The following is a 10904-nucleotide window of genomic DNA, read 5'->3' on the forward strand; positions in this document are numbered from 1 at the left end:
CGTATGTCCTCATGCAGGTGAAGAGCTCTGGAGCCTCCTTGGACATAACGAAACAATCGCTTACGAAGCATGGCCTACTTATGAAGAAGCTCTTTGCAAAGAAGACGTTATCGAGATCGGTGTTCAGGTTAATGGTAAAGTCAGAGGCGTTGTAGGGCTTACAGATGATGACACTCAGGAGTCAGCACTTGAAAAGGCAAAAGGAATCGAGTCTGTTAATAAATTCATCGATGGCAAGAACGTTGTAAAGGTAATTTATGTTAAAGGTAAGATTCTTAATATCGTAGTTAAATAAGACTAATAAGATTTCAGGCACCCCATAAAAAAGGGTGCCTGTTTTTGTGTAAGTATTACTCTGTTACACTATCATTCTTATCAGCAATTTTTGCGCTTGTCTTATTGCCTACTTTGTCTTGAATGAATATCCTCCATGATCTGACACGGTCCAGCATCTCGTCCTTATTAAGAACTGCATAGGCAAAGCCCTTTCGCACAAGTTCTTCCGGAAGAATATCATCATATTTTTCAAACACAGGAACTTCTTTAGGATAGAGAAGCTCCATGGCATCAAGTGGCTCATCTGCCATATCACACACAACTTCGTAGAAAGTATTCCTGTCAGCCTTCATAGTAAACTGAATAAAATACGGGCGCGAAGAATCAAGGCCCTTAAGTGCTAGATACGGAGCACACTTGATTTTAAGGAACCTTTCCAGCGCAAGGAATGAATAGCTTCCAAGCCATGGGAAGAGAGCCCACATGTTACCCCCAAGTGATATAAGAGGATTATCTGTAATACCTGCAGCTCTGGCACTCTTTCTTCCAAGTGAAAGCCTCGCCCTTGCATTTTGCATAAGATATGGATAGACCTTATCTTCAAGTAGGACCTTTTTCATACGCTCTAATATATGCGTGTTGATATCACCGGGGCATTCGCCAAAATATGCCGGAACCTGACCCTTGACCATCTGGCAATAGACAGTGTGGCGCTTATGATCTATATCTTCAACAACCCAGGTACGACCTGCGATAGCAATCTTTTCCCCAATAGGAGGCGGGGCGCAGAGGGTGCCAAGCTCCTGGGATTCGCACCTTACTGTATACTCGACATTCTCCTGGAAGACCGCATAGAACTTGTAAGAGTTCGTGATCCGCTCGCCCTTTAGGCCTACGATAAGTCCCCCTCTTTCTGTCTGCTGGATATGATCTATCTCAATTAGGTGTCGCAATAGCACCCTGTAATCATCTGTAGATACCCTGTGAAAATAAGACAGTGACAAGACTCTTCCTGCCAGTTCTCCAGGAGTCATCTCGCCTCCGGAAGCCAGTGTAGACATGGTCTGGTGGTAGAGTAGTGAGTATGGGAGCCTGTCAAGGACAGGAGGCTCGACCCACCTTTCTTCTATATAGACCTGTACCAGAGCGATACCCTGAAGGAGCTTCCACGGAATAGTCTCAGGGAGCATAGCCCTAGCCTCAGGCTCGTCCTCACGCATTACAAACCACATCTCCGGCGGATCATCACGCCTTCCTGTTCGTCCCATTCTCTGGAGAAAAGAAGACACAGTAAACGGAGCATCCATCTGGAATGCGCGCTCGAGTCTTCCAATATCGATTCCAAGTTCAAGAGTAGAAGTTGTAACAGTAGTAAGATAAGACTCCTCATCCTTCATGGCTTCCTCTGCGGTCTGCCTGTAGGATACTGACAGATTGCCATGGTGGATCAGGAACCTTTCAGGCTCGTGCCTTGCTTCGCAGTACTGTCTTAAAGTAGTAGTAACAGCCTCGGCCTCTTCCCTTGAATTACAGAAGACAAGGCATTTTTTGCCCCTTGTATGTTCAAATATATATCCCATGCCGGGATCTGCAGCCTTGGGAGCTTCGTCAGTCGCAGGAGCTATATAAGGAAGAGTTTTGATATTATCTGATATATTAGAAGAAGCGCTGTTATCACTGGATTGTTCATAGGTATCATTCGATGTATACGCCTTAGTAGCACTTACAACGTCAGCGTCAATAATATCACCCTCAGCTTCCATAGCCATAGCCCTATTTGATTTCCTAGCCGGATCACCTGCCTGCGGCCCCTGAATATAGAAGTGCTCCATAGAAAGGCGCCATACCTGACCCTTATCCTCAATCTTAGGAATTATGCAGCCTCTACCTGTTCCAGAAGATAAGAATCTTCCGGTTTCTTCAAGGTCTCCTATAGTTGCAGATAGACCAATACGCCTTGGATTAACCCCAGCCATGCGGGACAATCTCTCCATAAGGCACAGAGTCTGACCTCCGCGATCTCCCCTCATAAGAGAGTGAACTTCATCAATTACGATAAATCGAAGATCACCAAAAAGCCTTGCGATATCTCCGTGCTTATGAAGCATAAGAGCTTCAAGAGATTCCGGAGTTATCTGAAGGATACCCGAAGGCTTTTTTAACAGTTTATTCTTATGAGACTGATTGACATCACCATGCCAGTGCCATACGGGAATATCGGCCTCCAGACACAGGTCATTAAGGCGCATGAACTGGTCGTTGATAAGAGCCTTAAGCGGCCCTATATATAGCGCCCCCACAGACGATGGCGGATCTTCATCAAACATAGTAAGTATGGGAAAAAATGCCGCCTCAGTCTTACCGGAAGCAGTAGAAGCGCACAGAAGAAGATTATCTTCTGAATTAAAAATAGCATCCCCGGCAGCTACCTGAATAGCACGAAGGGATTCCCAGTTATTTCTATAGATAAAGTCCTGAACAAATGGAGCATATCTGTCAAAAACATCCATAATTTAACCTCATGTCACGAGCGAAGCGAGTGGCTAATGGTTCAAATTGATGGAGCTCGCGTCATCAATTTGGGTATGAAAATATACCATTTTCATACTTGATCTCTATTATTATTCATCAAAACTTTGTCACTCGACTTTTTTACGTTAACATTATCACCAGTTTTATCTTCATCAGAATCTTTGGATATAAGCGGAAGATCATAGATTGTTTCATACTCATCAGGATGATTTTCATCCTCAATTACATAATATCCATTAATGCTGCCATTTTCTACTATGAGATATTTATCTATTGATGCATATTCAGCCTGTTTATAATTGCAAACGTCTTAAGATTCTCAGAATCAGAACCTGCAAATTGCGCAAGTTCTTCATCATTTTGAAGATTTGATATCTTAGTTTCTTTTAGAATTCTATAGGCAAAATTAAAGCTTCCATTTTTAAATCTGAGATAAAAAATTTTTTCAGAAATCAGTCCACCTAGCATTTTCTTTATAGGGTTCGTAACACGTTATTTCGCTTATATGATCAAGAGATACAAAAGAAATAGTATCATCTGAAAGACCTGCTGAAGTACCAGTATCATCTGCAATATAATATGTATTCAAACGTCCATTTTCATAAACATCATATTTATCTATCCAAGTAAATCCTGAATTGGGATTCTCTTCAATAAATTTTTGTAGTTTTTTATAATCTCCATTGGTAAACAAAGTAAGCTCTTCTATATCCGAGAGTCTTGAATAAGAAGATTCTCTGGTGACCTTATAATCAATTCTTAATATTCCATCATTATAGAAGCAGTAATTCATTTCCGTTGTGATACTTGAAGTATTTCTATGATTGACACGAATACATCCATCCTCGAATACAGTTAACTCATCCTCAGCAAATGACAATATATTGTTATCATTACGAATCTTAGCGCCATAAACTGCCAGAGGCATTACAATATATCCTATTTCGTTATCATCTTGAGTAATGAGATATCTTATAAAAAGAGTGTTTTCTTCAGCATTGATATAATAGTCCTTTTTTACGATTTCCAAATCATATCCCGAGGCTTTTTCTGAAAGCTTTTCAGATAGTTCCTCTAATGTACAAAAGGCGTTTCCTGACGAAACTGCACTTCGCCAAATCTTGGAAATATCACTTGCTGCAGCATTATCTGAAGCTTCACAAAGAAGATCATAACCTGGCTTGAAAGTTCCATCTCCCGAGATAATATCATTGATCACAGAATTCTGACATATTACTTGGGGAATTTCAGGTATATCATAATTGCCATACGATATATCACCGATGTTAAAATACAGTTCTGTGCTTGACCTTTGCGTTAATGAAGCATATCCCTCAGACAGATCCAAATCTTTAAGAGTTACATTGACGATCATTCTTGACTTTGCATCAAATGTATATATCGCTTCACTAAAATCATAATTATATCCCCAAAAAGCAGAATCAATAAATGGGAGTCTTTGTCCTGTAAATGTCACAACAAAGTGTCCTTGTTCATCGACTAAACCATCAAACTCTACTGAAATTTCTCCTTTTGATACTGCTTCTGATATATTATCTAGGTCAGGCACAAGAATCTTTTCAAGACTAACTTTACATGAACATTTGTGACCTGTATACTCGTAGATCTGTCTTGTAGTGCCACTTATTATTCCATCATAATATTTGAAAGTTGCTATTTGGTTGGTGGTCTTACGATCACCAATAATCGAATCTTCATGATAAGGATATGTGCGCCTTCCGCTCAATATTCCCAAATGATTATCTGTATTATCATGGTAATGATCATATGTCAGATTGATAATTTCCTTATTAATTATTTCAGATGTGCTGAATTCTTCATTATCAGGATCTGAAATCCATTCATACTTATAACAGTACTTTCCTGTAGCAACCCAATGATCAGCATAATAAATATCTTCATAAGATGCCTCAAATAGTTTTCTAATAGAAATTTCCTGATTATCATATTCATATATATCATCTAATGGATTTACGGAAGTACCAAAGAAATCATGAATGCTATCGTAGTTTAAGATAACAACAAGTGACAATAGAAAAATAATAATTCCCCATAATACTTTTTTTGTGTCCAAAATAAAAAATCCTCCAATTTAAAATCCCACTTTTTTCATAAAAAGGATTATAACATAAAGAAAAAAGAAAATAATTATCTTTGGTCATATATTAGAATTATGTAAAACAGTTTTTTCCAAAAATAACCGCCCGAAGGCGGTTACACTTACGATCATCAAATCAGATCAACAGTATTCCTTATTATTGCAACAAAATATGCAAGAATAAAAAAAGATAAGTAACTGTATAAAAAAACAATTCCCAAAAATAATATAAATATGGGAATGCTTATATTACTATTTGAAGTAATGACTACCAATATTGTAAAAATAATTGTAACTAGGATATTAAAAGCCAAAAACAAATAATATACCTAACTGACACCCCAAAAGCTATGCCTATGATTTACAAAAAAAGATTGCCACATTTCCTTATGAATAAAAGCCCAACATTCCCAACGCAAATATTGCAATGCGGTTACAAAAAACACATATACCTTTTCGAAACATTTGATGAATAATGTGCTTTAACACGCAGTCCAAAAGAAATCTCTACTTCTATACACACTAACCTGATCAGAAGAAAAAGCTTTTTCTTAATGATAAAATTTATTATTAAAAAGCTATATATCAGGCTAATACTACGTTGACACGTTAGCCATAGATAACTATAATGTTAGGTGCAGCTAACTGGTTAACAGTGTTAACCACCTTGCTGGAAATTATCTCATACATATGGAAACAGGTATATGGAGACTAAAGAACAGATTTTAAAAGCGGCAAGAAATGAATTCATGTGCAAGGGATTCAAGAATGCTTCTATGAGAAGCATAGCTAAGGAAGTAGGTATCAGCGCGGCAGCTCTTTACAAGCATTATGCAAATAAAGAAGAGATATTTGATGCAGTTGTAGAACCGGCAGTAAAGACATGGAATAACTTTTGTAAGTCAGAATGCGTCAGGGAGATAGATATGGGTCTTAAAAATGGTCCCGATGCTATGTGGAATGACTCAAGTCAGGTTCATATGATGGTTGATATTCTTTATACCAACTATGATGAGCAAAAGCTTCTCTTCTTTGGAAGTGAAGGCACCAGATATTCCGGCTTCTTCCAGGAACTTATAAGAGCGGCAGAGCAGGGAACGCTGGAATTCATGAAACAGTACAAGCTTATAGGAGGAAGTGTTAATAAAGTTGATGGCAAGGAACTGCATCTGCTTTTGAGTGCTCAGTATTCTGCGTTTCTTGAAATGATAAGGCATGACTTCACCTATGAAGAGGCGGTTCACTATGCAGATACAGTGAATACATTTTTCAGGTTTGGTTGGAGAGATTTCCTTGGTTTTTAAAATGTTTGCACAATTATAAAAGGGAGGCATTAGCATGAAGAAAAGAAGTACCATTTCCTGGGTATTGGAATTTGCCGGGAGAAAGAGATCTTATTTTGGAAGTAGTGTAGTGCTGGCGATAATCGGGGTTGCAATGTCATTTATACCCTATGTGATAATCTCGCAGATTGTTGCACAGCTCCTTGCAGGTAACAAAGACTTTAGTTATTACCTTAAACAGGTCGTTATAATGGGAGTATGCTGGCTCCTTAGAGTATTCCTTCACTCTGTATCAACAACTCTGTCACATGTAGCAACATTTACAGTTCTTGGAGGCATAAGAGAACAGCTTTGTGACAAGCTTTCAAGGATACCTCTTGGATCTGTTCTGGATGATCACAGCGGAAGCTATAAGAATATCATAGTAGAAAGAGTTGATTCCATGGAGACAACTCTGGCTCACATTGTTCCGGAATTCACAGCCAATATCCTACTCCCTGTAGTTATGTTCGTATATCTTTTAACCCTTGACTGGAGACTAGGGTTATCAAATCTGATCCCGGCCGTTATAGGAGTCTTTTTTGCGGCAGTAATGATGATTAAAAGTCAGGGTAATTTTGAGATCACCATTGAAAAGACCAAGAAGCTTAATGATACAGCAGTAGAATATATAAACGGAATAGAAGTTATCAAAGCCTTTGGCAAGACCGGCTCCTCTTATGAGAAGTTTGTTATTGCTGCAAAAGAAGGCGCAGACTGTTTTATCGACTGGATGAGAAAATGCATCTGGTGGCAGGCAGGAAGTCTTTCATTTATGCCTGCTACTCTTCTTGGAGTTCTTCCTATAGGACTTTTACTTATAATAAATGGAAGTCTGTCTCCTGAAAACTTTATTACAAGTATCATTCTTTCTTCAGGTCTTGTTGCACCTCTTGTAGTAGCCTTTTCCTATATGGATGACATCATGAAAATGCAGACCATATTCGGAGAAGTCACAGAGATTCTTACAAGACAGGATATGGAAAGACCTAAAGAGATCACCAAAAAGCCTGTTGGAAGCGATATCCGCCTTAACAATGTCAGATTTACCTATAAGGACAAAGAGGTTCTTCACGGAATTGACATGGAAATAAATAAAGGTGATATAAATGCGATTGTCGGTCCTTCAGGATCAGGAAAGAGTACTATAGCAAGGCTTATAGATTCTCTTTGGGATGTGGATTCTGGAGAGATAACCTATGGAGGCGTTAATATTAAAGAGCTGCCGCTGGATTATTACACAAGTCAGATAGCATATGTAGCCCAGGATAATTATCTTTTTGACATGAGCATCAAAGAGAATATCAGACTCGGAAGAGCAGGAGCTACTGATGAAGATGTTATAAACGCTGCAAAGGGTACAGGATGCCATGATTTTATCATGGGTCTTGAACATGGCTATGACACAGTAGTTGGAGGTGCAGGAGGCCATCTGTCCGGCGGCGAGAGGCAGAGAATATGTATAGCAAGAGCTATGCTCAAGGATGCTCCTGTTGTAATTCTTGATGAGGCAACAGCCTACACTGATCCTGAAAATGAAGCCCTTGTTCAGGCAAGCGTTGCAAAACTTATTAAGGGAAGAACACTTATTGTCATAGCACACAGACTTTCGACCATAGTAGATGCAGATAAAATATTCGTTATAAATAAAGGTAATCTTGAAGCTGAAGGTACTCACAAAGAGCTCCTTGTTAAGTGCCCGCTCTATAAGAACATGTGGGAAGCTCACAGTATGGTTAGAGATGATGATGCAATAAAGGTTGAAGATGTTGCAAGTAAGGAGGCACTCAATGCTTGAGATGTTAAAAAAGTTCTTTGATTTTTGCAGCAAAGAAAACAGGAATAAATTCTATCTGTCAGCCATACTTGGCGTAATCGATGCAATTTTCGGATCTATGCGAATACCGGCTGCTTTCTTTGCAATAAGTGCAGTTATAGAAAAAAGAGTAGATACCAATACTATATATATTGTTCTTGGATTTATGTTAATAAGTACTGTTGGCAAGATGGTCGTTAACCGTTTCTCTCAGATGATGCAGACAGAGGCAGGATACAGAACGGCAGCAGGCAAAAGGATAGAGATAGGTGAACATTTAAGATATTTGCCAATGGGATATTTTAACGATACTTCACTGGGACATATAACTTCAGTTACTACCAACAACATGGAGCAGCTTGGAGATATAGCAACAAGGGCCGTTATGATGATCATGTCAGGAGCTATTACAACTGTTGTTATAGGTGTTTGTATTTTCCTGTTTGATGTGAGAATAGGCCTTATCGCACTTGTGGGAATAGTTATCTTCTTTTTTATCAATAAGATCACCAACAGGATGGTTGCCAGTGTCGCAAACTTAAAGCTTGAAGCAGACAGGAATATGGTCGGTGTAGTCCTTGAATACATTCAGGGAATAGCGGAGATAAGAAACTATAATCTCTTTGCAAGAAACGATGCAAGAATAAAGTCAGCAATAGATAGAAAAAAGAATATGGATATAAAGGCAGAAATTGCCGCAATTCCCATGGTAGGAATCCAGACTTTTCTCTGCAAATTTACGGGAGTAGTGATAGCTGGAGCTTCCTTATACTATTATATAAACGGTTCCATGCAGCTTACCTATACTATTACAATGCTTCTTAGTTCATTTATGTTATTTGAATCTCTTAACTCTGCTGGAATATATACAGCCCTTTTGCGAGTCATAGGTAAAGGCGTTGATCTTGCGAACGAAATACTGAATATAAAGCAGATGGATATAGACGGAGAGGATATAAAACCAGACAACAGGGATATCCACATGGAGCACGTAAGCTTTGCTTATGAGAACAAAAAGATCATAGATGATGTAACTCTTGATATCAAAGAAAATACTACAACAGCTATAGTTGGCCCTTCAGGAGGTGGTAAGACAACTATAACATCACTTATAGCAAGATTCTGGGATGTAGATGAGGGCAAGGTGACTCTTGGCGGAAGAGATGTAAAGGATTATAGCTTTGATTCTCTTATGGAGAATTTCAGCTTTGTATTCCAAAGGGTATATCTTTTTGAAGATACAATTGCTAATAATATAAGATTCGGAAGGCCGGATGCTTCAATTGAAGAAGTAATGGATGCAGCCAAAAGGGCTGCCTGCCACGACTTTATAATGTCCCTTCCTGACGGCTATGAAACTGTTATAGGTGAAGGAGGCGCCACACTTTCAGGTGGTGAAAAGCAGAGGATCGCCATAGCAAGAGCTATTATGAAGGATGCTCCAATAATAATCCTTGATGAAGCAACAGCGAATGTCGATCCTGAGAATGAGAAAGAGCTGACCCAGGCAATAGAAAATCTTACCAAAGAAAAGACTATTATTATGATAGCTCACAGACTTAAAACTGTAAGACATGCAGATCAGATACTTGTAATAGATGGAGGCAGGATTGTTCAAAAGGGTGATCATAATAAGCTGATAAAAGAAGATGGAATATACAGGAATTTCGTACAGGGACGAAAACAGGCTGTAGGCTGGAAGCTCGCCTGAGCAAACTAATAAATCATCAAAAGATAACGGGTTTTCTTTCTGCATAATAAAATAAATGTGATCATTTCAAGGTAACATAGAAATGATCACATTTTTAAATTAATTACTGTAGCTGCTTATTATATAATTCATATCATCCATTACAAGGGCAGAACAAGTCGGGAAAGTTGCTATTGTATCAGCAGGATATAACATAAGACCAGCAAAAATTGTTGCATAAAACTCGACAGATGCAGCTGCACGACTTATATTTTTCTTATAGCCTGTAGGAAGATTGCAGGAGGAAAGTGTAAAATTATATCTTTCTGCATTAAAAGCTTCTTCAAAAGAAGCTGAAATCCTGTAATCAGAAGATATTCCGCGGAGCATATTGGACTTTATGGTGATATAATGTCCAAACTCATGGCATATAGTAATCTGAGCCTGATCGCAGGCGCAGGCAGAAGCTCTTTCTACGGGTTTGGTACTAAGCATTATAAGAGGGCCGCTCCCCCACTCAAAATAGCCAATGATATTGCCGGTATTAGTCCAGCCAGAAGTATCTATTTCAGGAAGCGGGTCGTATTCATAATAAACACGGATATTGCCACCATCAGCCATATAAATATCCTGAAGCTCTACTGGAATAAAACTCAGGTAATATGTAGAATAGGTAGTAACAGTAGAATCTTTGACAGAGGAGCTGCATTTTGTGACGCAGGCACCTTCATCAGCATAAGAAGTTAAAGGTGTAAACCAAAAAGAAATAAACAAAACAAAAGTCGTTATTAAAGTTAACGATTTTTTGATGATATTACAGTGGAATTTGGGCATATTATGTCTCCTTTCTAAATAAGTCAAGTCCAAGATGTCATAGTGAGTAATAGCCAAAGTCTGTAAATTGCCTACTGTATTAATATCGGTAAATTATCGTTATAACATTAGTTTATATCTGTTATTATAATTATATAATTTATCGTTATTACGTTCAACTTTTCATAGAAGTATAAAGTTGTCAAGGTGTTATTTATACCAAATGTATATTTTCTATATAAATAATATGTAAGTCAAGAACAAAATTATTTTTTGTCGTTTTGTAAGACAGACGAGCTTTTATACTACCATATTTTTATGGAAAATTAACAGAGA

Annotated in this window: 7 protein-coding genes; 4 read left to right on the forward strand and 3 right to left on the reverse strand. The window is 38.3% G+C overall.

Annotated elements, in window-relative coordinates:
- On the forward strand, window positions 1-295 hold a 295-nt coding region (locus tag K6G87_RS13980; RefSeq protein ID WP_296838546.1), incomplete at its 5' end, for a class I tRNA ligase family protein.
- Window positions 296-350: 55 nt separating this feature from the next.
- On the opposite strand, the gene K6G87_RS13985 is transcribed toward K6G87_RS13980, so the two are convergent.
- Window positions 351-2786 carry a DEAD/DEAH box helicase gene (locus tag K6G87_RS13985; protein ID WP_296838549.1) on the reverse strand — a complete coding sequence of 812 codons (2436 nt, stop codon included), beginning with the start codon at window positions 2784-2786 and terminating at the stop codon, window positions 351-353.
- 467 nt (window positions 2787-3253) lie between these two features.
- Entirely contained in the window at window positions 3254-4903 is a 1650-nt protein-coding gene (locus K6G87_RS13990) for a hypothetical protein (protein WP_296838553.1), read from the reverse strand.
- 728 nt (window positions 4904-5631) lie between these two features.
- Here K6G87_RS13990 and K6G87_RS13995 point away from each other — a divergent pair.
- From K6G87_RS13995 to K6G87_RS14005, 3 genes are read left to right on the forward strand one after another with little or no spacing between them, the layout of a single operon-like run.
- Window positions 5632-6231, forward strand: coding sequence for a TetR/AcrR family transcriptional regulator (locus tag K6G87_RS13995; protein WP_296838556.1), 600 nt, complete (start codon window positions 5632-5634; stop codon window positions 6229-6231).
- A 34-nt stretch (window positions 6232-6265) separates the two neighbouring features.
- Window positions 6266-8047 (forward strand): ABC transporter ATP-binding protein, encoded by a 1782-nt coding sequence (locus K6G87_RS14000; RefSeq protein ID WP_296838559.1) that lies wholly within the window; start codon window positions 6266-6268, stop codon window positions 8045-8047.
- A complete protein-coding gene (locus K6G87_RS14005) occupies window positions 8040-9776 on the forward strand; it encodes an ABC transporter ATP-binding protein (RefSeq protein ID WP_296838561.1) in 1737 nt (578 codons plus the stop codon). Before K6G87_RS14000 ends, K6G87_RS14005 begins: the two co-directional genes overlap by 8 nt.
- A gap of 99 nt (window positions 9777-9875) precedes the next feature.
- On the opposite strand, the gene K6G87_RS14010 is transcribed toward K6G87_RS14005, so the two are convergent.
- Window positions 9876-10589 (reverse strand): hypothetical protein, encoded by a 714-nt coding sequence (locus K6G87_RS14010; protein ID WP_296838563.1) that lies wholly within the window; start codon window positions 10587-10589, stop codon window positions 9876-9878.
- Window positions 10590-10904 lie beyond the last annotated feature (315 nt).

The sequence above is a fragment of the Butyrivibrio sp. genome, assembly GCF_024699075.1.

What these genes read in the sequence shown, in the direction of transcription:
- K6G87_RS13985 (WP_296838549.1), bottom strand. Translation starts at nt 2,786, where the DNA reads ATGGATGTTTTTGACAGATATGCTCCATTTGTTCAGGACTTTATCTAT.
- K6G87_RS13995 (WP_296838556.1), top strand. Translation starts at nt 5,632, where the DNA reads ATGGAGACTAAAGAACAGATTTTAAAAGCGGCAAGAAATGAATTCATG.
- K6G87_RS14000 (WP_296838559.1), top strand. Translation starts at nt 6,266, where the DNA reads ATGAAGAAAAGAAGTACCATTTCCTGGGTATTGGAATTTGCCGGGAGA.
- K6G87_RS14005 (WP_296838561.1), top strand. Translation starts at nt 8,040, where the DNA reads ATGCTTGAGATGTTAAAAAAGTTCTTTGATTTTTGCAGCAAAGAAAAC.
- K6G87_RS14010 (WP_296838563.1), bottom strand. Translation starts at nt 10,589, where the DNA reads ATGCCCAAATTCCACTGTAATATCATCAAAAAATCGTTAACTTTAATA.